General features: G+C 70.8%; 19 protein-coding genes. 9 read left to right on the forward strand and 10 right to left on the reverse strand.

Annotation, left to right across the window (positions count from 1 at the left end):
• The first annotated feature begins 46 nt into the window (after positions 1-46).
• Positions 47-1,015, forward strand: a complete 969-nt coding sequence (locus HCN51_RS38495) for a TIGR03557 family F420-dependent LLM class oxidoreductase (RefSeq protein WP_080046261.1) — start codon at positions 47-49, stop codon at positions 1,013-1,015.
• Here the strand turns inward: HCN51_RS38495 and leuS are convergent, their stop codons facing one another.
• A complete protein-coding gene (gene leuS / locus HCN51_RS38500) occupies positions 1,016-3,496 on the reverse strand; it encodes a leucine--tRNA ligase (protein WP_168016857.1) in 2,481 nt (826 codons plus the stop codon).
• A 438-nt stretch (positions 3,497-3,934) separates the two neighbouring features.
• Between leuS and HCN51_RS38505 the strand changes: the two genes are divergently transcribed.
• Positions 3,935-5,728, forward strand: a complete 1,794-nt coding sequence (locus HCN51_RS38505; protein WP_168016859.1) for a hypothetical protein — start codon at positions 3,935-3,937, stop codon at positions 5,726-5,728.
• Positions 5,729-5,732: 4 nt separating this feature from the next.
• Here the strand turns inward: HCN51_RS38505 and HCN51_RS38510 are convergent, their stop codons facing one another.
• Positions 5,733-6,974, reverse strand: coding sequence for a cytochrome P450 (locus tag HCN51_RS38510; RefSeq protein ID WP_168016861.1), 1,242 nt, complete (start codon positions 6,972-6,974; stop codon positions 5,733-5,735).
• Positions 6,975-7,221: 247 nt separating this feature from the next.
• On the opposite strand from HCN51_RS38510, the gene HCN51_RS61705 reads away from it, so the two are divergent.
• Positions 7,222-8,229, forward strand: a complete 1,008-nt coding sequence (locus HCN51_RS61705; protein ID WP_346433943.1) for a methyltransferase domain-containing protein — start codon at positions 7,222-7,224, stop codon at positions 8,227-8,229.
• A 33-nt stretch (positions 8,230-8,262) separates the two neighbouring features.
• Here HCN51_RS61705 and HCN51_RS38520 read toward each other — a convergent pair whose 3' ends face one another.
• The 3 genes from HCN51_RS38520 to HCN51_RS38530 are packed head-to-tail and all read right to left on the reverse strand — an operon-like array spanning position 8,263 to position 11,978.
• Positions 8,263-9,102 carry an alpha/beta fold hydrolase gene (locus HCN51_RS38520; RefSeq protein ID WP_168016863.1) on the reverse strand — a complete coding sequence of 280 codons (840 nt, stop codon included), beginning with the start codon at positions 9,100-9,102 and terminating at the stop codon, positions 8,263-8,265.
• A gap of 43 nt (positions 9,103-9,145) precedes the next feature.
• Complete coding sequence (locus HCN51_RS38525; RefSeq protein WP_168016865.1) at positions 9,146-10,399, reverse strand: cytochrome P450; 1,254 nt, start codon at positions 10,397-10,399, stop codon at positions 9,146-9,148.
• Positions 10,400-10,430: 31 nt separating this feature from the next.
• Positions 10,431-11,978, reverse strand: a complete 1,548-nt coding sequence (locus HCN51_RS38530; RefSeq protein ID WP_168016867.1) for a GMC family oxidoreductase — start codon at positions 11,976-11,978, stop codon at positions 10,431-10,433.
• 151 nt (positions 11,979-12,129) lie between these two features.
• Between HCN51_RS38530 and HCN51_RS38535 the strand changes: the two genes are divergently transcribed.
• Entirely contained in the window at positions 12,130-13,665 is a 1,536-nt protein-coding gene (locus tag HCN51_RS38535) for a long-chain-fatty-acid--CoA ligase (RefSeq protein ID WP_168016869.1), read from the forward strand.
• 41 nt (positions 13,666-13,706) lie between these two features.
• Here the strand turns inward: HCN51_RS38535 and HCN51_RS38540 are convergent, their stop codons facing one another.
• Entirely contained in the window at positions 13,707-14,144 is a 438-nt protein-coding gene (locus HCN51_RS38540) for an SgcJ/EcaC family oxidoreductase (RefSeq protein WP_168016880.1), read from the reverse strand.
• A 93-nt stretch (positions 14,145-14,237) separates the two neighbouring features.
• Between HCN51_RS38540 and HCN51_RS38545 the strand changes: the two genes are divergently transcribed.
• The 5 genes from HCN51_RS38545 to HCN51_RS38565 all read left to right on the forward strand — a co-directional run bounded on the left by HCN51_RS38545 (position 14,238) and on the right by HCN51_RS38565 (position 18,084).
• A complete protein-coding gene (locus tag HCN51_RS38545) occupies positions 14,238-14,684 on the forward strand; it encodes a MarR family winged helix-turn-helix transcriptional regulator (protein WP_080047633.1) in 447 nt (148 codons plus the stop codon).
• Positions 14,685-15,356, forward strand: a complete 672-nt coding sequence (locus HCN51_RS38550) for an HAD family hydrolase (protein WP_168016881.1) — start codon at positions 14,685-14,687, stop codon at positions 15,354-15,356.
• A 58-nt stretch (positions 15,357-15,414) separates the two neighbouring features.
• On the forward strand, positions 15,415-16,359 hold the full coding sequence (locus tag HCN51_RS38555) for a phosphotransferase (RefSeq protein WP_206068372.1): 945 nt from the start codon (positions 15,415-15,417) through the stop codon (positions 16,357-16,359).
• A 136-nt stretch (positions 16,360-16,495) separates the two neighbouring features.
• Positions 16,496-17,776 carry an extracellular catalytic domain type 1 short-chain-length polyhydroxyalkanoate depolymerase gene (locus HCN51_RS38560; protein ID WP_168016883.1) on the forward strand — a complete coding sequence of 427 codons (1,281 nt, stop codon included), beginning with the start codon at positions 16,496-16,498 and terminating at the stop codon, positions 17,774-17,776.
• A gap of 155 nt (positions 17,777-17,931) precedes the next feature.
• The gene (locus HCN51_RS38565; protein ID WP_155129385.1) at positions 17,932-18,084 is read left to right on the forward strand and encodes a hypothetical protein; all 153 of its coding nucleotides are present in this window, start codon (positions 17,932-17,934) and stop codon (positions 18,082-18,084) included.
• Between the two features lie 46 nt (positions 18,085-18,130).
• Here the strand turns inward: HCN51_RS38565 and HCN51_RS38570 are convergent, their stop codons facing one another.
• From HCN51_RS38570 to HCN51_RS38585, 4 genes are all read right to left on the reverse strand, one after another.
• Positions 18,131-19,390: a class I SAM-dependent methyltransferase gene (locus HCN51_RS38570; protein ID WP_080047632.1), complete on the reverse strand. Its 1,260-nt coding sequence runs from the start codon at positions 19,388-19,390 to the stop codon at positions 18,131-18,133.
• 8 nt (positions 19,391-19,398) lie between these two features.
• Entirely contained in the window at positions 19,399-20,748 is a 1,350-nt protein-coding gene (locus HCN51_RS38575; RefSeq protein ID WP_080046248.1) for an FAD-binding oxidoreductase, read from the reverse strand.
• A 130-nt stretch (positions 20,749-20,878) separates the two neighbouring features.
• Positions 20,879-21,862: an NAD(P)-dependent oxidoreductase gene (locus HCN51_RS38580; RefSeq protein ID WP_168016885.1), complete on the reverse strand. Its 984-nt coding sequence runs from the start codon at positions 21,860-21,862 to the stop codon at positions 20,879-20,881.
• Entirely contained in the window at positions 21,859-23,397 is a 1,539-nt protein-coding gene (locus HCN51_RS38585; RefSeq protein ID WP_277350197.1) for a serine/threonine-protein kinase, read from the reverse strand. Before HCN51_RS38585 ends, HCN51_RS38580 begins: the two co-directional genes overlap by 4 nt.
• Positions 23,398-23,402: the final 5 nt, after the last annotated feature.

Consider the following 23,402-nt stretch of genomic DNA (forward strand, 5'->3'; position numbering starts at 1 on the left):
CCGGTCTGTGACCGCTATTGTGGACAAAGTCGGGTAGCCGGGGCGCATGGTACAAATCGGCTACACCTTGATGTCCGAACAGACCCCGGCCCGCGAGCTGGTCGACTACGCCGCCGCGGCCGAACGGCTCGGCTTCGACTACGCCGTCATCTCCGACCACTACTTCCCGTGGGTGGAGGAAATGGGGCACTCCCCCTACTGCTGGTCGGTGCTCGGCGCCGCGGCCCAGGTCACCGAGCGGCTGCCGCTCATGACGTACGTGACCTGCCCCATCATGCGCTACCACCCGGCGGTCGTGGCACAGAAGGCGGCCACCATGGGCGTGCTCAGCCAGGGCAGGTTCACCCTCGGCCTGGGCGCGGGCGAGAACCTGAACGAGCACGTCATCGGCGAGGGCTGGCCCCCGGTGGACACCAGGCACCGGATGTTCGCCGAGGCCGTCCAGATCATCAGGAAGCTCTTCACCGGCGAGTACGTCACCCACCAGGGCGAGTTCTTCGACGTGGACTCGGCCAAGCTGTACGACCTGCCGGAGCAGCCGGTGCCCATCGGCATCGCCGCCTCCGGGGGCCAGTCGGCCGAGCTGGCCGCCGAGTACGGCGACGTGCTGGTCATCAACGAGCCCATGCCCGAGGTGGTGCAGCAGTTCAACGCCGCGGGCGGCGCGGGCAAGCCGGTCTACGGCCAGCTCGCCCTCTCCTACGACACCGACGCCGAGGCCGCCAAGCAGCGCGCGCACGAGCTGTGGCGCTGGTCGAGCGTCGGCGGCTGGAAGGTCATGGCCGAGCTGCCCGGGCCGGTGAACTTCGCCGCCGCGGCCGGCACCGTCCGCCCCGAGGACGTCGCGCAGAGCGTGCCGTGCGGCAACGACGTGGACGCCGTCGTGCAGGGCGTCAAGAAGTACGTCGACGCCGGGTACACGCACGTCGCGCTCGTCCAGATCGGGCACGACCAGCAGCAGCCCTTCTTCGACTGGGCGGAGAAGGAGCTGCTGCCGGCCCTGCGCGGCCTGTGACTACGGGACGATGTTGACCAGCTTCGGCGCCCGGACGATCACCTTGCGGGGCATGCCCTGCACATAAGGGGCGATCTTCTCCGAGGCCAGCGCCAGCGCGCGCAGCTCGTCCTCGCTGATGTCGGGCGAGACCTCCAGGCGGTCGCGCACCTTGCCCGCCACCTGCACCACGCACGTGACCGACTCCTGCACCAGCAGCGCGGGGTCGGCCACCGGCCAGCCGGCGAACGCGACGGATCCGGTGCGGCCCAGCCGCTCCCAGCCCTCCTCGGCGGTGTACGGGGCGACCAGCGACAGCAGCACGGCCAGCGTCTCGGCGGCCTCGCGCACCGCCGGGTCGGCGGGGCCGGGGCCGGAGTCGATGGCCTTGCGCGTGGCGGAGGTCAGCTCCATCATGCGGGCCACCGCGACGTTGAAGCGCTGCGACTCGATCAGCTTGGTGGCCTCGTCGATCGTGTGGTGCGTCACCTTGCGCAGCTCGGTGTCGCCGCCGTCGAACGCGACGCCGGGCTCGCTGGTCACCTCGGACATCACGCGCAGCGCGCGGGCCAGGAACTTCTGCGAGGCGGCCGGCGAGACGTCGGCCCAGTCGATGTCGTCCTCGGGCGGCCCGGCGAACACCATGGTCAGGCGGACGGCGTCGACCCCGAAGTCGTCGATCTGCTGACCCAGGTCGACGCCGTTGCCCAGCGACTTCGACATGGCCTTGCCGCCGTTGATGACCTGGCCCTGGTTCAGCATGCGCAGGAACGGCTCGGTGAAGTCGACCATGCCCATGTCGTGCAGGACCTTGGTGAAGAAGCGCGAGTACAGCAGGTGCAGCACCGCGTGCTCGATGCCGCCGACGTACTGGTCGATCGGGCCCCACTTGCGCACCTGCTCGGGGTCGAACGGGCCGTCGTTGTAGCCCGGCGAGCAGTAGCGCAGGAAGTACCACGACGAGTCGACGAAGGTGTCCATCGTGTCGGTGTCGCGCTGGGCGGGGCCGGCGCACTTGGGGCACTCGACGTTGACCCACTCGGTGGCGCTGGCCAGCGGCGACACGCCCTTGGGGGCCAGCGCCTCGCCGCGCAGGTCGGGCAGCGTGACGGGCAGCTGCTCGTCGGGGACGGGCACCTCGCCGCAGTCGGGGCAGTGGATGATCGGGATCGGCGTGCCCCAGTAACGCTGGCGGGACAGCAGCCAGTCGCGCAGCCGGAAGTTGACCGCGCCGGAGCCCCGGCCCTGCGTCTCCAGAATCTCGATGATCTTGGCGATGGCCTCGGTCTTGGTCAGGCCGTCGAGCGGGCCGGAGTTGACCAGCGTGCCCTCGCCGGGCGTGGCCTCGCCGGTCTCGCCCGGGTCGGCCAGGCCGGTGTGCACGACGACCTTCACCGGCAGATCGAACTTGCGGGCGAAGTCGAGGTCGCGCTGGTCGTGCGCGGGCACCGCCATGATGGCGCCGTGGCCGTAGTCGGACAGCACGTAGTCGGCCGCCCAGACCGGGATGCGCTCGCCGTTGACCGGGTTGATCGCGTAGCGGCCCAGGAAGACGCCGGTCTTCTCCTTGTCGGTGGCCAGCCGCTCGATGTCGCTCAGCTTCGCGACCTCGGCGCGGTACGCCTCGAACGCCGGGCGCTGCTCGTCGGTGACGATCTCGTCGGCCAGCGCGGCGTCGGCGGCGACGACGAAGAACGTGGCACCGTACAGGGTGTCGGGGCGCGTGGTGTAGACGTGGACCGGCTCGTCGCGGCCCTCGATCTCGAACAGCACGTCGGCGCCCTCGGAGCGGCCGATCCAGTTGCGCTGCATGGTCAGCAGCCGCTCGGGCCAGCCGGTCAGCTGCTCCATGTCGTCCAGCAGGCGCTGCGCGTAGTCAGTGATCTTGAAGTACCACTGCGTCAGCTCCCGCCGGATGACGTCGGCGCCGCAGCGCTCGCACTTGCCCGCCACGACCTGCTCGTTGGCCAGCACCGTCTGGTCGTTGGGGCACCAGTTGACCAGGCCGCCCTTGCGGTAGGCCAGGCCGCGCTCGAAGAAGCGGATGAACAGCCACTGGTTCCAGCGGAAGTAGTCGGGGTCGCTGGTGTGCAGGCGGCGCGACCAGTCGAAGGAGATGCCGTAGCGCCGGAACGAGTTGGCCTGCGTCTCGATGTTGGCGTAGGTCCACTCGGCCGGGTGCGCGTTGCGCTTGATCGCGGCGTTCTCCGCGGGCAGGCCGAAGGAGTCCCAGCCGATCGGGTGCAGGACGTTGTAACCCTTCTGCATCCAGTAACGCGCGACGACGTCGCCCAGAGCGAACACCTCGCCGTGGCCCATGTGCAGGTCGCCGGAAGGGTAGGGGAACATGTCGAGCATGTAGCGGCGCTCGCGCGGGTCTGCCGGGTCCTCGCTCGCCCGGTAGGTCTCTTGCTCCTCCCATCGCTGCTGCCACTTGGCCTGCAGCGCCTGCGGATCGTACTCACTCACGGCTACTGTCCTTCTGGCTTGATTCGGACCCATAAGAAAACCCCTCGTGCACACAACGAGGGGTGGAGCCGCGACGGCGAAGATCTTCTAGGGCCGTCGCGGCCCGCTAAGAAGCAGGGTCGCGGAACGCATGTGTCAAGCCTAGCGCACCTCTTCGGCTGAATGCAGGCTATGGATCGAGGTCCGCAGGCACAATGGACTCTTCAGGTCTGGCGAGACCTGATGGTGATGTATCCGTTGTGACCTCATTCGTCCCACAAGAATAGCCTTGTCGCCGTGGTATACCCAGCTGAGCCTGACCGACCGGAGGGTGACCTGCCGATGCAGGATCCGCCCACCGATCCCCATGGCTTCGCTCGTTTCGCTGCGGAACCACCTGCATCTCCTGGAAAATCCCATGAGATCATGCGTGAGACGTCGAATCCGGATATAACGGGACATCCGGACACAACCTCGGGAGGGCCGGCAGCAATGGCAACGGAGAATTCCGGACCTCATCTGCCCTCCTCCTGGCCGGAGCCGCCCCGCCGCGACACCTCGCCCGCCTGGGCCGACTCCCCCGCCGACGTCCCCACCTCCTGGCCCGAGGCCCCGGGCCGGCCCGACCCGTCGTGGCCGGAGCCCCCGCGCAAGGACCCGTCCTGGCCCGAGCCGCCCCGCAAGGATTCCTCGTGGCCGGACGGCGCCTCCTCCCCTGACGTGCGCACGTCCTGGGCCGAGAACGCCTCCTCGCCGGACGTGCGGAACCCGTGGCCGGAAAACGCTTCCTCGCCGAACGTACGGACCTCCTGGCCGGAGAACGCCTCGTCACCGGACCTGCGGACGTCTTGGTCCGACAACGCCTCCTCGCCCGACGTGCGGGCGTCCTGGCCCGACAACGCCTCCTCGCCCGACGTGCGCGCCTCCTGGCAGGACGCGCCCCCGCCGCCGCAGAGCACCGCCGGGCCCGGGGCGTGGCCCGAGGTGTCCTCGAAGGGCACGCCGCCCCCTGCGCCGCAGCCCGCCGACCCGGTGCCCGCCTGGGCGCAGCCGCCCACGCCGTCGCCCGGCGCCTGGTCCAACCTGTCCAGCCCCGCCCCGTGGCCGCCGGCCGACCGGGCGGCGCCGCCGCCGGCTGAGCGCGCGGCGCCGCCGCAGCCTCCCGCCGACGCGGCGGCCGAGCGCACCGCGATCTACAGCAGCCCGCCCGTCCCGCCGCCGCCCGCGCCGCACCCGGCCGACGAGCGCACGGTCACCTACGCCCAGCACACCGAGAACCTCCTGAACGATCGCGCGGTCCCCTCCAGCCCCATGGATACAGCTCAGCCCCCCATCGAGACGCCCCCCAGCGCCCCTCCTGGCATGCCTCCCGGCGAGGACCAGCCCGGCCGGCCCGGCTCCAACCTGAGCCGCGACCCCTCCGACCCGGAGAACCGCTTCGTCACGGCCGGCCAGATCAGCGGCTCCCGCACCCCGCCGCCGGAGCGCCAGCAGGAGCTGTGGAACACCGTCTTCGGCGACAACTACCAGTCGATGGGCGACCAGGACGCCCTGGAGGACGAGGACTCGGGCAGGCCCATCTGGATCTACGCGCTCGGCGGCTCGGTCGGCATCGCGCTGGTCGCCGCGCTGCTGTGGGCGTTCCTGTGGGGGCCGCTGGCGGGCGAGGACCCGCCGTCGAACGCGAGCCTGGCCGCCGAGCAGTCCGCTACGGCGCCCCCCAAGTCGACCCCCACGAAGTCCTCCACCTCGATCGGCCCGCTGCCCCGCTACACCGGCAAGGCGTCGCCGGTCGTCGGCCGGGTCCCGGACGCCGGGGCCGGGATCAGCGTCCCGCGCCTGGGCGGCACCTGGCAGCTCGACCAGCGGGCCACGGTCAAGGGCACGTACGGGTTCAACACCCGCCAGTATGTGCAGGTGGCCCCCGAGCGGTACGCCACGATCATGTCGGGCCCGCTGTCGCAGCGGCTGGCCTCGTACTACAAGCCGGACGACCTGGAGCCGGTGATCAGGCAGGTCGTGCTGAGCGCGCGGCGCAGCTTCTTCCCCGACGACAACAAGGTCAAGAAGATCGCCCAGCAGCCGATCAAGGTGGGCGACCGGACGGGGCGGCTGATCGCGTACTCGCTGACGTCGGGCACCGAGAAGGCCACGATCGCGACGATGGCCATCAACACCGGCGGCGAGCTGCCGGCCATCGTCTACATCTCGATCCCGTCGGAGAGCAAGCAGCTGCTGCCCGACATCCGTACGGTGATGAACCAGATCCGCCTGGCCGGCCAGTAGTGCCCTAGAAGGTGCACTCCATGTGCTTGATCCCGTTGATGAAGCTGGAGTGCAGCCGGTCGGGCTTGCCCGCCTCGATGCCCGGGACGCGCCGCAGCAGCTCGCGGAACATCACCGTGATCTCCCGCCGGGCCAGGTGGGCGCCGAGGCAGAAGTGCGGGCCGGGGCCGCCGTAGCCGACGTGCGGGTTGGGGTGGCGGGTGATGTCGAAGCGCAGCGGGTCGTCGAACACGGACGCGTCGCGGTTGGCGGCCCAGTAGAACAGCACGACCTTCTGCCCCTTGCGGTAGAGGTGGCCGTTCATCTCGAAGTCCCTGGTGGTCTTGCGGCGCATGAAGTTCACCGGGGAGGCCAGCCGGACGATCTCCTCGACGGCGCCGGGCGCGCGGCCGTCGATGTCCTCCAGCCAGAGGGCGCGCTGGTCGGGGTTCTTGGTGAGCAGGCGCATGCCGTACGAGATGGCGTTGCGCGTGGTCTCGTTGCCCGCCACGACCAGCAGGATGAAGAACGAGCCGAGCTCCTGCATGGTGAGCCGCTCGCCGTCGATGTTGGCGTTCACCAGTGACGAGGTGAGGTCGCCGGTGGGGTGGTCGGCGCGGTGGGCGGCGAGGTCCTGGACGAGTTGCTGCAGCTCCATGCCGGCGTTGAGCAGCCGCTCGGCGAGCTGGTCGAGGTCGCCGCCGGTGTACTCGGGGTCGAAGCCGCCCAGGATGATGTTGGAGCGGTCGAAGACGAACTGGTAGTCGCGCTCGGGGATGCCCATCATGTCGCAGATGATCTTCAGGGGCAGGCGGGCGGCCACCTCGGTCACGAAGTCGCAGCCGGGTCCCTTGGCGAGCAGGTCGTCCACGATGCCGACGGCGGCCGCCTCGACGTCCGACTCGAACTGCTTGATCATCTTGGGCGTGAACGCGCGGGAGACGATGCGGCGCAGCCGGGCGTGCCGCGGGTCGTCCATGTTGATCATCGACCCGAAGTACTCGGCGAACTCGGCCGGCATGTCGGGGATGTTCGTCGCGCCGCCGTCGCCCGAGCAGAACACCTCCGGATTGCGGCTGGCCTCCAGGATGTCGGCGTGCCTGACCAGCGCGTAGTAGCCCGGCCCCTTGGGCATGTACGCCATCTCCGCTTCCTCGAAGAAAGCCGGGGTGTCGAGCGAGCGCAGCCGCTCGAACGCCTCCTCGCGCTCGCTCATGGGCCTGGCCCAGAAGTCGCGGTCCGACAGGTCGAAGTCCAGGACGCTCATGAGGCCATCATTCGAAAAGCGGGCACTTACGTCAATGGGTTGGACGTACACCGTACGTACGTGGCGTGGAAAAACCTGTGGCTCCTGCGGCGCGGCCGGCCGTAGGGTGCGTCGCGTGTACTGCTTCTTCCGACGTTAGCGATCCGCCGGCGGGTCGCGGACGACCCCACCGCCGGCGATGCGGGACGGCTGAGCGAGCGCCGTCCCGGGTCGCGACGTGGGAGAAGCACAGGTGCATACTTTTGCCGTGGCCAGGGCCGTGCGTGGCATCGAGCCCCTGGTGGCCATGGAGATCCGGCGATCACTTACGGGCGTGGTGCACGGGGTGCGCCACCGCGAGGTGTGGTTCGAGGCCCGGCCGGGGGCCGACCTGCTCGGGCTGCGCACGGCCGACGACGTGCTGCTGGCCGCCGCCGTCGTCGACGGGATCGGGCCCGGCCGCGCCGCGCTGCGCCGGCTGACCCGGGCGGCGCGCGAGGTGGACCCGGCGCTGATGGGCGACCCCGGGAGCGGGGTGGAGGTGTCGGCGTCGTTCGTGGGGCGGCGCAACTACACCCGGTTCGAGATCGAGGACGCGGTGGGGGCCGAGCTGGCCCGGCCGGCGCGGGTGCCGTACCACTCCCGCCGCGACGGCCGCCGGCCGCCGCCCGGCGCGCGGTCGTGGCGGGTCACGATCGACGGCGATCAGGCGGTCATCGCGGTACGGGTGGCGGCGCGGCCGTTGCATCGGCGGGCGTACAAGACGGCCTCGATCCATGGCACGCTGCACCCGCCCGTGGCCGCCGCCATGGCCCACCTCGCCCGGCTCGCCGGGGCCGCGACGGTGCTGGATCCGTGCTGCGGCGCGGGCACCACCCTCATCGAGGCGAGCGCCACCCTCCCGGACGCCACGAGGGCACGGTTGGTCGGGTTCGACCGTGATGCGGCCGCGATCGCCGCCGCCCGCGCCAACACCCGGGCGGCGGGCGCGGCGCTGGCGTGGGCGGTGGCCGACGGCGGGCGGATGCCGGTGGAGGACGGGTGCGCGGACCGAGTGCTGGTGAACCCGCCCTGGGGACGCCAGGTCCCGCCCGCGGGCCTGCTCGCCCACGGCCTGGCCCCGCTGTGGCGGGAGGTGCGGCGGGTGCTGGCGCCGGACGGGCTGGCCGTGGCGCTGGTGCACGACGGGGTGCCGCGCGGGTTCGCGGTGGAGGAGGTGGTCGAGGTGAGCCTGTCGGGCCGGCACCCCCTGATCGCCGTGCTCAAGCCCCGCTGATCACCACGCTCTGACCGATGCGATCCGATCCGGTCAGGAGGCCGGGCCGAGCCAGTCGAGGATGAGCCGGTTGACCTCGCGGGGCCGTTCGAGGTGGAGGAAGTGCCCGGCCCCGGCCACCTGCTCGGCCCGCGACCCCGCGGGCAGGTGCTCCAGCGCGCCCTTGGCGAGGTCGGCGCTCAGGCACCCGTCCTGTGCCCCGTGCAGGTAGAGGACGGGCCCGCTGACGGGCTGTTCGACGGCCGGGTAGCGGCCGGAGGGCGGGGTGGTGCCGAGCATGGCGCGGTAGTAGCCGATGGCGGCGGCGAGGTTGGCGGGGTCGCCGAGGCTGCGCCGGACGAACTCCAGGTCCTCGCGGGCGTCGTAGCCGGGCGACCAGTCGCGCCAGAGGTTGTCGATGAAGCCGGGCGTGGCGGCGGCGGTCTCGGCGAGCGCGGTCTGGAAGAGGAAGATGTAGAAGGAGCGCTTGAGCTGCTCGTAGTCGAAGAAGCTGCCGGCCGGCGAGCCGGGCGGCGGCACGGCGAGGGTGACGGCGCGGCGGAAGCGCCCGGCGGTGGCGTAGGCGGGGAAGGCGCCCCAGTCGTGCCCGATGACGACGGCGTCGTCCCCGCCGCCCAGCTCCTCGTGCAGCGCGCGCACGTCGGCGACCAGCGCGGCGTCCTCGTAGGCGCCGTCGGCGGGGATCTCGGTGGGCGCGTAGCCGCGCAGGAAGGGGGCGACCGCGCGGTAGCCGCGCTCGGCCAGCGCGGGCATCAGGTGCCGCCAGGTGTGCGCGGTGTCGGGGAAGCCGTGCAGGCAGAGCGCCAGCGGCCCCTCCCCCAACGATAGATACGCGAACTCCACCCCATTGGCGTGGATAGTCCTGATCTCCATGACTGCGAAACCTAGCACGCCGGATCTTCCGTCACCGGGCATCTCAGAACGCCCACCGCAGATGCTTGACCCCGTTGATGAAGTTCGACAGCAGGAAGGAGGGCTCGCCGACCGCCCTGGCGTCCGGCAGCCGGGTGAACAGCTCCCGGAACATCACGGTCATCTCCCTGCGCGCCAGGTGCGCGCCCAGGCAGTAGTGCGGGCCGGGGCCGCCGAAGCCGACGTGCGGGTTGGGGTCGCGGGTGATGTCGAACGTGTCGGGGTCACGGAAGACGGACTCGTCGCGGTTGGCGGAGTTGTAGAAGAGCAGCACCTTGTCACCCTTCTTGTACGCCGTGCCGTTCATCTCGTGGTCCCGGGTGAGCGTGCGGCGGAACTGGATGACCGGCGTGGCGTAGCGGACGATCTCGTCGCAGGCCCCGGCCACGCGCCCGTCGAAGTCGGCCAGCAGCAGCTCGCGCTGCCCGGGGTGGTCGGTGAGGAGCTTGAGCCCGTACGCGATCGCGTTGCGCGTGGTCTCGCTGCCCGCCACCACCAGCAGGATGAAGAACGAGCCGAGCTGCTGCGAGGTGAGCCGCTCCTCCCCGTTGACGAGCAGGCTGACCAGGTCGCCGGTGGGCCGCCGGCGCCGCTCGTCGCCGAGGCGGGCGGCCAGCCGGTTGAGCGAGTGGCCGGCGTGCAGCAGCCTGGCCAGGCCGCGGGCGACGTTGACGCGGCTGTAGCCGGGTGAGATGCCGGTGTACTCGGGGTCGGCGTTGCCGAGGATGACGTTCGTCCGCCGCAGCACCATGTCATGAAATTTCGCGGGGATGCCCATCATGTCGCAGATGACCCGTACGGGAAGCCTGGCGGCCACCTGGGCGACGAAGTCGCCGGGCCCCTCCTCGATCGCCCGGTCCACGATCTCGGCGGCGGCCCGCGCCAGGTCCTCCTCCATCTTCGCCAGGATGCGCGGCGTGAACGCCCGCGACACGATGCGGCGCAGCCGCGCGTGCGCGGGATCGTCCATGTTGATCATGGAGCCGAAGTACACGCTGAGCCAGCGCGGCATGTCGGGGATGCTGTTGGCGCACGGCTCGCTGCTGAAGACGGCCGCGTTCCTGCTGGCCTCGGTGACGTCGGCGTGGCGCACCAGCGCGTAGTAGCCGGGGCCGCCGCCGATGAACGACACGGGCTGCTCCGGCACGAACACGGGGCGGCCGAGCTCGCGCAGCTTACGGAAGGCGGCCATGCGCTCGGCCTGCGACCGCTCCCAGAACGGGATCTGCGACAGGTCGAGATCCGCGGGCAGAGTCATACCCACGACCCTACGCAAGTGACCACTTACGTCAAGCCTTGCTCGCCCTGATCAGGTCGGCCCCCTTCTCGCCGATCATGATGGCGGGCGCGTGGGTGTGGCCGCGGTTGAGCGTCGGCATGATCGAGACGTCCACGACCCTGAGCCCCTGGATGCCGCGCACGCGCAGCTCCGGGTCCACCACCGAGGTCTCGTCGGTGCCCATGCGGCAGCTCCCGACCGGGTGGTAGAGGGTCTCGCCGCGCTCGCGTACCCACTGGGCCAGCTCCTCGTCGCTCTCCGGCCCCCAGTAGGGCGCCATGGGCCCGCCCGCGTACGGCTTCATCGCGGTGGTGGCGAACACGTGCTTGGCCGCCTTCAGCCCTTCGACCAGGCGCTTGACGTCGGCCTCGGCCGTCAGGTAGCCGGGGTCGATCACGACGTCCCGGCCGCTCAGCCCGATGCGGCCGCGGCTCTCCGGCTGCAGCAGCACGACGCCGACGGTGAGCCCGTGGCCGGTCGGCGGGGTGAAGCCGTGGTCGACGAACGGCACCGGCGCGAAGATCAGCTCGATGTCGGGCGCGGGCTCCTCGGGCGAGGTCCTGATGAACGCGACGGCCTCCCCGACGTTCGTGGTGAGCATGCCGGAGCGCAGGACGATGTAGCGCAGCAGGTTGACCAGCGACTCGGCCTTGGTGAGCGTCACCGGCTGCTTGCACTCGACGAACACGCCGCTCGACAGGTGGTCCTGGAGGTTCTTGCCGACCTCGGGCAGCTCGTGCACGATCGGCACCCCCGCGTCGCGCAGCTCGTCGGGCGCGCCCACGCCGGAGCGCAGCAGCAGGTACGGCGAGCCGATCGCGCCGGCCGCCAGGATGACCTCCAGCCTGGCCCTGAGCGGGGCGCCGCCGCTGTGCTCGATGCCCGTGGCCCGCTTGCCGTCGAACGTCACCCGGTCGACCGTGGTGTTGGTGATCACGTGCAGGTTGGGCCTGGACAGGGCGGGCCGCAGGTACGCGTCGGCGGCGCTCCACCTCCGGCCGCGGTTCTGGGTGACGGGGGTGGGACAGAAGCCCTCGTTGGAGCGGCCGTTCAGCTCGGCCAGGCGGGTGTGGCCCAGCTCCTCGCACGCCTTCAGGAAGGCGGCGGTGGTGACGTTGGGGCTGCGCAGCTCGGAGATGTAGAGCGGCCCGTCGGTGCCGTAGACGCCGCCCTGGTTGCTGCCGACGCGGCGCTCGGCCCTGGTGAAGTACGGCAGCACGTCGTCGTAGGCCCAGCCGGGGATGCCCCACTGGTCGTAGTCCTGCTGGCAACCGCGCACCCACATCTGGGCGTTGAGCGAGGAGGAGCCGCCCAGCACCCGGCCGCGCGGCCAGTAGAGCTCGCGGCCGGACATCTCGCTCTGCTTGGCCGTCAGGAACGCCCAGTCGTACTCGGTCTTGAACAGCTTGGCGAAGCCGGCCGGCATGCGGATCTCGAGCTTGTCGTCCTTCCCGCCCGCCTCGACCAGCGCCACCGACACGCCGGGGTCTTCGGTCAGCCTGGCGGCCAGCACGCAGCCGGCCGAGCCCGCCCCGACGATCACATAGTCGTACTCCATGACACCCCTCCATGGGGTAAGTAACTTCCTACTTGCTTACTTCACGCGGGCCGGGCGCGTCCATATGCACTTGTGACCTGAGTTACCTACCAGTCGGTATGCAGGTCCTGCGAAGATGGCGCCGAAGCCGTTCTAGAGGGAGGAAGGCGTCATGCTCAACCTGTCGATCGTCCTGGAGGACAGCGCCAGGAACACCCCGGATGGCACCGCGATCGTCTTCGGCGACATGCGGCTGCCGTTCTCCATGATCGACACCGTAGCGAACCAGGTGGCGAACCTGTTGGTGACACGCGGCATCGGCAAGGGCGACAAAGTGGCGCTGGCCTGCCCGAACCTGCCCTACTTCCCGTTCGTCTACTACGGCATCCTCAAGGCCGGGGCGACGGTGGTGCCGCTCAACGTCCTCCTCCAGACCCGCGAGATCACCTACCATCTCGACGACAGCGACGCCAAGGCCCTGTTCTGCTTCGAGGGCACGCCGGAGCTGCCGCTGGGCGAGCGCGGCCGGGCCGGGTTCGAGGCGGCCGAGCGCTGCGAGCACTTCTTCGTGCTGCCCGCCACGCCGCTGGCGACCGAGTCGGAGTACGGCGAGTCGTTCTGGGCGGCGCTCGGCGGGATGCCGGGCGAGTTCGAGACCGTGCAGACCGCGCCCGACGACACCGCCGTGATCCTCTACACCTCCGGCACCACCGGCCAGCCCAAGGGCGCCGAGCTCACCCACCAGAACATGCTGATGAACGCCATCATCAGCGACCGCATGTTCCCCCGCACCGAGGGCGGCGACACCTATCTGGCGGCGCTGCCGCTGTTCCACTCCTTCGGTCAGACCACGGTCATGAACACCGGCTTCCTGCGCGGCTCCACCGTCGTGCTGATGACCCGCTTCGAGCCGGGCGAGGCGCTCGCGCTCATGGCCAAGGAAGGTGTGACGTACTTCGCGGGCGTGCCCACCATGTACTGGGCCATGCTCACGAAGATCCACAGCGAGGGTGCCGAGGTGCCGCGCTCGCTGCGCGTCGCGGTCGCCGGCGGCGCGTCCTCGCCGGTGGAGGTGCTCAAGGACTTCGAGCAGACGTTCGGCATCGGCATCCTGGAGGGGTACGGCCTGTCGGAGACCTCCCCGGTGGCCTGCTTCAACCAGATCGGCCGGCCCGCCAAGCCCGGCACGATCGGCACCCCGATCTGGGGCGTGGAGATGAAGCTGGTCGACAGCGACTGGAAGACGATCGAGGGCGAGGGCCCCGGCGAGATCGCCATCCGCGGCCACAACGTCATGAAGGGCTACTACGGCCGCCCCGAGGCGACGGCCGAGGTGATGCGGGACGGCTGGTTCCGTACGGGCGACATCGCCACGCGCGACGTCGACGGCTACTACTCCATCATCGACCGGGCCAAGGACATGGTCATCAGGGGCGGGTTCAACGTGTACCCGCGCGAGGTCGAAGAGGTGCTGATGACCCACGAGGCGGTGTCGCTGGCCGCGGTGGTGGGCGTGCCGCACGACTCGCACGGCGAGGAGGTCAAGGCATACGTGATCCGCACCCCCGGGGCCGCGATCACCGAGGACGAGCTGATCGCCTGGGCCAAGGAGAACCTGGCGGCCTACAAGTACCCGCGGATCATCGAGTTCCGTGACGCACTGCCGATGACGGCCACGGGCAAGATCCTCAAGCGCGAGCTGCGCTGACCCTCCCGGCTCCAGGGGCGCGGGCTTCGGCCCGCGCCCTTTCACTTTCGCGGCGCGCTGCCGGGCACGAACCTGAACGACACGGCCTCCATGAGCGGCTTGCGCTGGGTGTTGTGGAAGGCGGCGATGCGCCAGCGGCCGTCGCCCTCGCGCACCAGCGTGTAGGTCTGGACCTTGCCGTACGTGCGCGGCCGCCTCTTGGCCACCTCTCCCCTGCCGGTGACCACGGCCACGCCGGGCCCGAGGAAGCGGATCCCGGTGATCTCGTTGAACATCCTGGTGTCCTTGAGCACGCTGTCGAACAGCGCCTGGTGCGCGGCGGCGAGGTCGTCGCGCCCGTGGTAGACGGTGCCGACGAACGTGGTGTAGCTGGCGTCCTCGGTGAAGCAGGCGCCGTAAGCGTGGCCGTCGCCGCGGTTCCAGGCGTCCTCCAGGTCGGCGAAGAGCGTCCGGACGTCCTGCTCGGCAGTGGTGATCATGGTGGCTTCCTCTGGTAGTTTACTCAGCACAGTGTCTGTGCGGAAGTGATATCTGCTCGCTTGCAGATATTAGATTAAGGAAGAGGAGTGACCGTGTCAACGGATCTGAGCGGGCTCTTCCGTCGCTACCTGAGCGCGACGGTCCTCAACAGCCTGGCCACCGCCGAGGCGGCCGGGCTCAACGCCACCGACTACTACGCGCACAACCTGCTCGACCTCATGGGCCCGCTCACCTCGGGCGAGCTGGCCGCGCAGACCGGGCTGACCACCGGCGCCACCACCCGGCTCATCGACCGCCTGGAGAAGGCCGGCTTCGTGCGGCGCCGGCCCGACCCGGCCGACCGGCGCAAGGTGATGGTGGAGTCGGTGTCCGAGCCGGAGGGGCTCGACGAGGTGCTCAAGGGCACCAGGGCGCGGCTGCGTACCGTCTTCGAGGGGTTCTCGGAGGCGGAGCTGGCCGTCCTGTGCGGCTACTTCGAGCGCGCCACGGCGGCCTACCGCGAGGCCACCGACGAGCTCATCACCGCGCGGAACGCCTGAATGCTCGCCCTCTTCGACCTCGACAACACGCTCATCGACCGGCTGGCCGCGTTCGAGCGGTGGGCCGCCGCGTTCGCCGCCGAGCGCGGGCTGGGCGCCGGCGCGGCGGCGTGGCTGGTGGCGGCCGACGCGGACGGTTCGGTGCCCATGGAGGCGTTCTTCGCCCGCGTACGGGAGCGGTTCGGGCTGCCCGAGCCCGCCGCCGAGCTGTGGCGCGCCTACCGTGCCCGGCTACCGCACCTGGTGCGCTGCCGCCCTGAGGTGCTGTCCGGGCTCGACCGGCTGCGCGCGGCCGGCTGGACGGTCGGCATCGTGACGAACGGGGCGGCCGACAACCAGACCGGCAAGATCCATCAGAGCGGGCTGGCCACGCGGGTGGACGGGTGGGCGATCTCGGCGGCGGAGGGCATCAGGAAACCGGACGCCCGCCTGTTCGCCCTCGCCGCCGCCCGCTGCGGCCGGTCGCTGGACGGCGGCGGGTGGATGGTCGGGGACGACGCCGTCAACGACGTCGCGGGCGGGCACGGCGCCGGCCTGCGCACGGTCTGGATCGACCGCCGCGAGGAGCTGGCGCGGCGCGGCCTGGAGCCTCCGCCGCCCCCGGCATCACCCCCTGACCGGGTGGTGGACGACGTCCTCGCCGTCATCGGGCTGCTTCTCGACCTGGCGTGATCGCGTTCCCGGACTTATCGGGCTGCGGCGGCCCCGGGCGGGCGATACCTTGCCCCGTATGCGCGATCGACCGGACGACCTCGACGAAGAGCTGCTGCGCCCCGCCCTGACCGCGTGGGGCATCGAGGCGGCCACCCTGAACCATGCGCCGGTCGGTTTCGGCGACCACCACTGGATCGCGACCGGCGCGGGCGGGCGGCGCTGGTTCGTGACGGTGGCCGACGCGCGGCTGCGGTCGTACGACGAGCTCGGGCGCGCCATGGAGACGGCGGCGGCGCTGCGCGAGGAGGCCGGCCTCGGGTTCGTCGTCGCCCCGCTGCGCGCCTTCGACGGTGCCACGCTGCGCCGCCTCGACGGTGACCGCTACGCCATGAGCGTGTTCCCGTACGAGGAGGGCACGGCCGGCGAGTTCGGCGACGAGCTGCCGGACGCCGACCGGGGCCGGCTCATCGACCTGCTGGCCGAGCTGCACACCACCCCGCCGCCGAGGACGACCCCGGCCCGGCCGGTGGAGCTGCCCGGCCGGGCGGCCCTGGAGCAGGCGCTGGCCGACACCACCCTGCCGTGGCTCGGCGGCCCCTACTCCGAGCCCGCCCAGGACCTCCTCGCCAGCCACGCCGGCACGGTGCGGCGCCGGCTGGCGGAGCTGGACCGGCTGGCGGCCCGGCCGGGCGAGCCGGTGCTCACGCACGGGGAGCCGCACGCGGGCAACGTCCTGCGGGACGGCGCGCGCCTGCTGCTGATCGACTGGGACACGGTGGGCACGGCCGCCCCGGAGCGGGACCTGTGGCTGGCGGCCAGGGACGAGGAGGACCTGGCGCGCTACACGAAGGCGACGGGCCGCGCGGTGGACCGCGACCTGCTGGCGCTGTACCGGCTGCGGTGGGCGCTGAACGACGTGGCGGAGTTCGTGGCGTGGTTCCGCGCGCCGCACGGCCGCACGGCGGACGCCGAGCAGTCGTGGGACGCGCTCACGGGCACGCTCCAGGAGCTGGCGGCCTAGCGAAACTTTCATCTTTCTCAGCCCTCTCACCCGGCCTGACGGAGGCCCGGGAGCACCCTTCCGCGCCTGCGTATTGCGGTGCCGAAATTTTCTGTGGACACTCGCAATATTTCGGCCGCAGAGCGAGAGGACATCGATGAAGCTGAAAGCTCGCCTAGCAAGCGCGATCATCGCCGCCGCCGCGCTCGTCACGGCCGGCCTCATCACCGCGCCCCCGGCCGCCTCCGCCCAGCTCACCGAGGTGACCGGTTTCGGCACGAACCCCAGCAACCTGCGCATGCACCTGTACGTGCCCGACGGCGTCGGCGCCCGGCCCGCCCTGCTCGTGGCGGTGCACTACTGCACCGGCTCCGGCCCGGCCTTCTACTCGGGCACCGAGTTCGCCTCGCTGGCCGACCGGTACAAGTTCATCGTCGTCTACCCGTCGGCGACCAGGAGCGGGTCCTGCTTCGACGTCTCCTCGCCGCAGGCGCTCACCCACAACGGCGGCAGCGACCCCGTCGGCATCGTCTCCATGGTCAGGTACGTGCAGCAGCGCTACAACGCCGACCCCGACCGCACGTACGTCACCGGCGCCTCCTCCGGCGGCATGATGACGAACGTGCTGATCGGCGCCTACCCGGACGTGTTCAAGGCGGGCGCGGCGTTCATGGGCGTGCCGTTCGGCTGCTTCGCCACCACCGACGGGTCGAGCTGGAACAGCACCTGCGCCAACGGCCAGCTCATCAAGACCGCCCAGCAGTGGGGCGACCAGGTGCGCGCCGCCTACCCCGGCTACAGCGGCCCGCGCCCGCGCATGCAGATCTGGCACGGCACCGAGGACACCACGCTGCGCTACCCGAACTTCCAGGAGCAGATCAAGCAGTGGACGAACGTCCACGGCCTGAGCCAGACGCCCAGCCTCACCGACCAGCCCCGCTCCGGCTGGACCAGGACCCGGTACGGCGGCACGGGCACGAAGGAGCGGGTGGAGGCGATCAGCCTCCAGGGCGTGGGCCACAGCCTGCCGCAGGGCGGGATGGCGGCCATGGTGATCGACTTCTTCGGCCTCGCGGAGGGCGGCACCGAGCCGACCGTCACCCCCACGGTCACGCCGCCGGCGGGCGACTGCAAGGTCACGTACACCACGAACGCGTGGAACACCGGTTTCACGGCCGCGGTCACGATCGCCAACACCAGCACGACCGCGATCTCGTCCTGGAGCCTGGCCTTCACGCTCCCGGCCGGCCAGAGCGTCACCTCCGCCTGGAACGCCGCGATCTCGCCCAGCAGCGGCCAGGTGACGGCGCGGAACGTCTCCTACAACGGCTCCATCGCCCCGGGGGCGTCGGCCTCGTTCGGCTTCCAGGCCACGCACACCGGCGACACCGGCAAGCCGGCCGCCTTCACCCTGAACGGCACGGCCTGCACCTCCTGAAGAAGGCTCCCCGGCCGGTCGGCCCATCGGTAATTGCGGGGCCGCGAGCCGATCGGCCGGGGGCTCCTCGAAAACGGTTCACCTTTCCCGCTTGCCTCGATGCCGACTGTAGTCATACGGTCACTTTAAGCAGTCGAGAAGGCGAGGAGAGGCGAGTGGGCAGGCACGCGAAGCCCTGCACCCCCAGGGAGCAGGAGCCGCAGGACGATTCCGGCAAGGACGAGCATCGCCCCAGCAAGGGCCGGCACGCCAAGGAACATCCGCGCCGCACGCCTGGCGAGCCCGCGGAGTCCCGGCCGGCCGGTTAGGAACGGAGCTTGCACCCCGGGGCAAGCTCCGTCCCGCTCTTCCGGATCAGGGCCAGTCGCGAGCCGGGCGCAGCGGCACCCCGGAGCGGCCGTCGGAGTCGAGCTTGACCCCGAGCACCTGGTGCAGCTGCACCTTGTTGCGCTCGAAGCCCACGATGCAGCCGGCCATGTAGAGGGCCCACACGCGGGCCGTGCCCATGCCGACCTCCTGCACCGCGTCCTCCCAGTTCGCGTCGAGGTTGTCGCACCAGTGACGCAGGGTCTTCGCGTAGTGCTCGCGCAGGTTCTCCTCGTGGCGGATCTCGAAGCCGAGGTCCTCCATCTGCCGGATCAGCCAGCCCACCGACTCCAGCTCGCCGTCGGGGAAGACGTAGCGGTTGATGAAGCCGCCCTTGTTGAACGTCTTCTCCTTGCCCGTCGGCCGGGTGATGCAGTGGTTGAGCAGCCGGCCGCCCGGCCGCAGCTTGCCGTACAGGAACGCGAAGTACGACGGCACGTTCGCCTTGCCGATGTGCTCGGTCAGGCCGATGCTGCTCACCGCGTCGAAGCCCGACTCGGTGACGTCGCGGTAGTCCATGAAGCGGACTTCGGCCAGATCCTGGAGCCCGGCGTCGGCGATCGCCTTCTGCGCGTACTCGGCCTGCTGGCGGCTGAGCGTGACGCCCAGGGCCTTGACGCCGTAGTGCTTGGCGGCGTGCATGACCATGCCGCCCCAGCCGCAGCCGACGTCGAGCAGGCGCATGCCGGGCTTGAGGTCGAGCTTGCGCGCCACCAGGTCGAACTTGGTGTACTGGGCCTCTTCCAGCGTGGAGTCCTCGCTGGGGAAGCAGGCACACGTGTAGGCCATCGACGGGCCCAGCACCCACTCGTAGAAGCGGTTGGACACGTCGTAGTGGTGGTGGATGGCCTCCGCGTCACGCTGCTTGGCGTGGCGGGAGCCCAGCTTGGCCAGCGCGCTCTGCCGCATCTCCTGCGGAGGCGGCGGCACGCGCATGAGCAGCGGCTTGAGGCCCAGCGCCCGCACCGCTTCGAGCTTCTCGGACGTGGTCAGGTCGTTGGTGGTGATGTTCCACATCCGGTCCAGCAGCGTGTACATGTCGCCCTGGACGTCGATGTGCCCGGAGATGTAGGCCCGGGCCAGCCCCAGCTCGCCCGGAGCCTGGGCCAGGTAGGCCACGGCGATCGGGGACTTGACCTCGATGGCCAGGTCGGCGCCGTCGGGCCCGGCCTTGCTGCCGTCGTACGCGGTGAACCGGATGTTCGTGTCCGTGCCGACGATCTTTTCAAAGATGGATGCGAGAGCCATCTGCTTGCTCACCTTCCCCGTACACACTTTTCGTACAGGTCCAGCAGGCGCCCATTCGGGTCGTATTCCCGCTTGACCGGCCAGTAGGCATCGCCGTTGTACAGCTGCCAGAACTGCTCACGGGCGTAGAACGAGGTCGAGTAGAGCGACTTGTGCCCATCGAGGTCGTGCACCGCACGCTCGATGAGCCGGTTGTAGTAACCGTCGAACTGCCCCCGTGGCAGCGGCACCATGCCCCAGAACCCGAAGTTGACGTAAAGCTTCCCCGGCTCCAGCGGATAGATCGGCCAGCGGGAGCTCGCTCGCAGCGGGCACATCCACACCGGCGTCATTCCCACCTTCTCGTGGAAGAACTCCAGGAACTCCGCCCCGCGCTCGACGGGCGTCTCGACGTCCTGGATGACCGACTCGCTCACCGGCAGGCCGCGCCAGCGGTCGACGCGGGCGGTCACGCCGTGCTTGCGGTCGAGCGCCACGAGACGCCGGTAGACGTCGGAGCGCATCCAGCGGCGCGGCATCAGCGAGCGGACGACCGGCTGCTGCACGCCGAACGCGCGCGAGCACCAGAACCAGTCGGTGTCCCAGCGCCACAGGTAGTCGCGGACCGTCAGCCAGTCGCGGCTGCGCTGCCTGATCGACTGGTAGTAGATCCGCATGCCCGTGTAGTCGGAGATGTAGGGCGCCCGGTCGGCGAAGCGGCCCAGCGTGAGGTACATCTCGCCGGGCTCGAAGAACACGCCGTCCACGAAGTCGACGGGGTCGCCGTCGTAGACCATGCTGTCGCAGATCTCCTGCATGGCCAGCATGCACTTGGCCGCGTCGGTGAACTTGACGTGCGTGAGGTGCACGTACGGCTGGACCTTGCGCAGCTTGATCCTGATGCGCAGGGCGTAGCCGAGCGTGCCGTAGGAGTTGGGGAAGGCACGGAACAGCTCACGGTGCTCGTTGTCGTCGCGGGCGACGACGACGCGCCCGTCGCCGGTGAGGATCTCCAGCTCCTCGACCGACTCGTGCGGCAGGCCGTCCCTGAAACTCGTGGACTCGATGCCGAGCCCGGTCACGGCGCCGCCCAGCGTGATCGTCTTGAGCTGCGGCACCACGTACGGCATGAGCCCGTACGGCAGCGTGGCATCGACCAGGTGCTCGTACGTGGTCATGCCCTGGACCTCGGCGGTCATGGTGTCGGGATCGACGCTGATGACCTCGTCGAGGTCTCTGGCCGAGAGCTTGGCGGTCTTGCCTCCGTCGCGGAACCTGAACAGGTTGGACGTCGACTTGGCCAGCCTGGGCGCGGCGTCACCCGGAATCTCGGCGTACGACTGCCGGATCTGCTCTACTGCCCGCCGGTGTGTCGACATCGTCGTCGTCACGGAAGCACCCCCTTGAGCTGGTAGAGATCGTCCGTGAAACCGTATCTCCCGCGGGCGGCGTCGAACAGACCGGGGTCGTTAAAGACACGAAAACTGTTCATCGTGCCAGGTGAATCCCCTACGCGATAGGCGATTGCGTAAACTTCCTGGAGATCTTGGGCGATACGCCGTTCACGACGCCCTTCACCGCACGGCCGTCCATGGCGGCCATGAGGTTGTCGAGGACGGCGGTGACCAGGCGCCCGGTCGACTCCGGCGTGACGCCCGCGACGTGCGGGGAGAGCAGGACGTTCGGCAGGTCGCGCAGCGGGTCGCCGGCCGGGAGCGGCTCGACGTCGAAGACGTCCAGCGCGGCGCCGCCCAGGTGCCCGGAGCGCAGGGCTTCGGCCAGCGCGTCCTGGTCCACCACGCCGCCCCTGGCCGCGTTGACGAGCAGGGCGCCCTGCTTCATGCGGCGGGGGTCGACGAGGCCGCGGGTCTCGTCCGACAGCGCGATCACGACGACCACGACGTCGCTGCCGGACACGAGCGCGTCGAGGTCCTGGTAGCCGGGGTCGGGGCGGGGCGTGCGGGTCCAGTACGTGACCTCGCAGCCGAGCGCGCGGAACAGGTCCGCGCACATGGCGCCGATCGGGCCGTAGCCGATCACGCCGGTGCGCCGGCCGCGCAGCTCGTGCGGCAGCAGGCCCTGCTGGGGCCAGTCGCCCGCGCGCACGGCGGCGTCGGCCGCGATCAGCTTGCGTGACAGCGCCAGCGTGGCGGCCAGGCACCACTCGGAGACGGCGCCGGCGCTGACGCCCGGCGTGTTGGCCAGCGGCACCCCCGCCGCCGCGAGGGCGGCGAGGTCATGGCCGTCCACGCCCACGGACGGCTGCTGCACGAACGCCAGGCGGGGCGCCGCGGCGACCGCCTCGGCGTCCATGACGAGCGTGCCCGTCCAGTCGCCGAGCACGATCTCCGCGTCCGGCAGCGCCGCCAGCAGCGCCTTCCTGTCGCGGGAGGCCGGCACGCGCAGCGTCACCCGGTCGCCGAGCGGGCCGAGCAGGCGGCGCATGGCGTGCTCGGGCAGCGGCGGGAGGGCGAGCAGGTTCCAGGGGCTCATCCCCCCACAGTAAAGCTGTTGATCACCTGGCGCATCAGGGCGCGGTTGCGCAGCCACTGCTCCTCGGTGACGGTCCACGACAGCACGTACGCGGTGTCGCCGATCGCCAGCGCCCGGCGGATCTCGTGGTAGCGGGTGCCGGGGCGGACCCAGCGGGCGTCGTTCGCCTCGCCGGCCGTCCAGGTGAACTCCCACTGCACGGCCTTGGCGCCGTGGTGGGTGAGCGTCCTGCGGCCCCGCGTGACCACGCTCTGCGCGTTCTGCCGGAGCGTCTCCTGCCCGTCACGGATGATCTGGTTCGGGTCGAGGCTGGCGTAGACGGCCTCGACGCCGAAGTGGGCGTTGCCGTCGCGGCGGGTCCACTCGGTGGAGGCCTCGTTGATCGCGCCCCGCCAGCCCATGGGCCGCATGACGGACCAGCCGCCGCGCGACTTGTACGCCCGCACGGCGGGGGCGGCCCTGGTCACGCTCGGCGTCGGCGTGGCGGAGCGGGTCGCGCTCGGCGACGGCGCCGCGCTGGGCGTGATCGCCTGGGTCGCGGCGGCCGGCTGCGTGGTGGCGCGCGGCGCGCCCTCGGCCGGCGTGGCGGTCCTGAAGTACGCGACCGCGCCGCCCGTGAGCACCAGCACCACCGTCGCGGCCGCCGCGAGCAGGGCCCGGCCGGGGCCCTGTCCCTTCGGCTTCTCCGGGACGTCGAGGTCGCCGGCCGGGGGCTTGGCGGCGATGATGGCCGCGAGCAGCCGGTCGGCCTCCTCCGCGTCCACGCGGTCCTGGGGCTCCTTCTGGAGCAGGCCCTTCAGGACCGGGTGCATGATCGGCGGGATCCTGCGGTAGTCCGGCTCCTCGGTGAGCAGCGCGTTGAGCGTGGCCATGGGGTCGCCGCGCTCGAACGGCGAGCGGCCCACCATGCACGCGTACAGCGTGGCGCCCAGCGACCACAGGTCGGAGGCCGGTCCGGCGTTCTCCGCACGCACCCGTTCCGGCGCCAGGAAGCTCGGCGAGCCGGTCACCATGCCGGTCCTGGTCAGCGAGGAGTCGCCCTCGACGGTGGCGATGCCGAAGTCCATGAGCACCGCCCGGCCGTCCTCGGACAGCAGGATGTTGCTCGGCTTGACGTCACGGTGCAGGATGCCGGCCGCGTGCGCGGTCCGCAGCGCGGACAGCACCTGCCTGCCCAGCTCGGCCGCCTCCCGCACCGGCAGCGCGCCCGAGGTGAGCACGACCTGCTCGACCGTCGGATGGCTGACCAGCTCCATCACGATCCACGGCCGGCCGTCCTCCTCGATGACGTCGTACACGGCGACGACCGAGGGATGGTTGAGCTTGGCGGCGGTGCGTGCCTCGCGGGCGGTCCTCAGGAGCTGGCGCTCCCGGTCGCCGGACGACAGCGTGTCCGGCAGGAGGACCTCTTTGATGGCCACCTGCCGGTTGAGCAAAGTGTCGCGGCCTTCCCAGACCACGCCCATTCCCCCGCGGCCCAACTCGCGCAGTAACTGGTAGCGCCCTGAGATGAGCCGGTTGCTATCCGAAACCATTTCCT

The sequence above is a fragment of the Nonomuraea composti genome (genome assembly GCF_012034275.1).
Lineage (GTDB): Bacteria > Actinomycetota > Actinomycetes > Streptosporangiales > Streptosporangiaceae > Nonomuraea > Nonomuraea composti.

Coding starts and splice junctions, on each gene's coding strand:
- HCN51_RS38495 (WP_080046261.1), top strand. CDS start 47: ATGGTACAAATCGGCTACACCTTGATGTCCGAACAGACCCCGGCCCGC.
- leuS (WP_168016857.1), bottom strand. CDS start 3,496: ATGGGTCCGAATCAAGCCAGAAGGACAGTAGCCGTGAGTGAGTACGAT.
- HCN51_RS38505 (WP_168016859.1), top strand. CDS start 3,935: ATGGCAACGGAGAATTCCGGACCTCATCTGCCCTCCTCCTGGCCGGAG.
- HCN51_RS38510 (WP_168016861.1), bottom strand. CDS start 6,974: ATGAGCGTCCTGGACTTCGACCTGTCGGACCGCGACTTCTGGGCCAGG.
- HCN51_RS38520 (WP_168016863.1), bottom strand. CDS start 9,102: ATGGAGATCAGGACTATCCACGCCAATGGGGTGGAGTTCGCGTATCTA.
- HCN51_RS38525 (WP_168016865.1), bottom strand. CDS start 10,399: ATGACTCTGCCCGCGGATCTCGACCTGTCGCAGATCCCGTTCTGGGAG.
- HCN51_RS38530 (WP_168016867.1), bottom strand. CDS start 11,978: ATGGAGTACGACTATGTGATCGTCGGGGCGGGCTCGGCCGGCTGCGTG.
- HCN51_RS38535 (WP_168016869.1), top strand. CDS start 12,130: ATGCTCAACCTGTCGATCGTCCTGGAGGACAGCGCCAGGAACACCCCG.
- HCN51_RS38540 (WP_168016880.1), bottom strand. CDS start 14,144: ATGATCACCACTGCCGAGCAGGACGTCCGGACGCTCTTCGCCGACCTG.
- HCN51_RS38550 (WP_168016881.1), top strand. CDS start 14,685: ATGCTCGCCCTCTTCGACCTCGACAACACGCTCATCGACCGGCTGGCC.
- HCN51_RS38555 (WP_206068372.1), top strand. CDS start 15,415: ATGCGCGATCGACCGGACGACCTCGACGAAGAGCTGCTGCGCCCCGCC.
- HCN51_RS38560 (WP_168016883.1), top strand. CDS start 16,496: ATGAAGCTGAAAGCTCGCCTAGCAAGCGCGATCATCGCCGCCGCCGCG.
- HCN51_RS38570 (WP_080047632.1), bottom strand. CDS start 19,390: ATGGCTCTCGCATCCATCTTTGAAAAGATCGTCGGCACGGACACGAAC.
- HCN51_RS38575 (WP_080046248.1), bottom strand. CDS start 20,748: ATGTCGACACACCGGCGGGCAGTAGAGCAGATCCGGCAGTCGTACGCC.
- HCN51_RS38580 (WP_168016885.1), bottom strand. CDS start 21,862: ATGAGCCCCTGGAACCTGCTCGCCCTCCCGCCGCTGCCCGAGCACGCC.
- HCN51_RS38585 (WP_277350197.1), bottom strand. CDS start 23,397: ATGGTTTCGGATAGCAACCGGCTCATCTCAGGGCGCTACCAGTTACTG.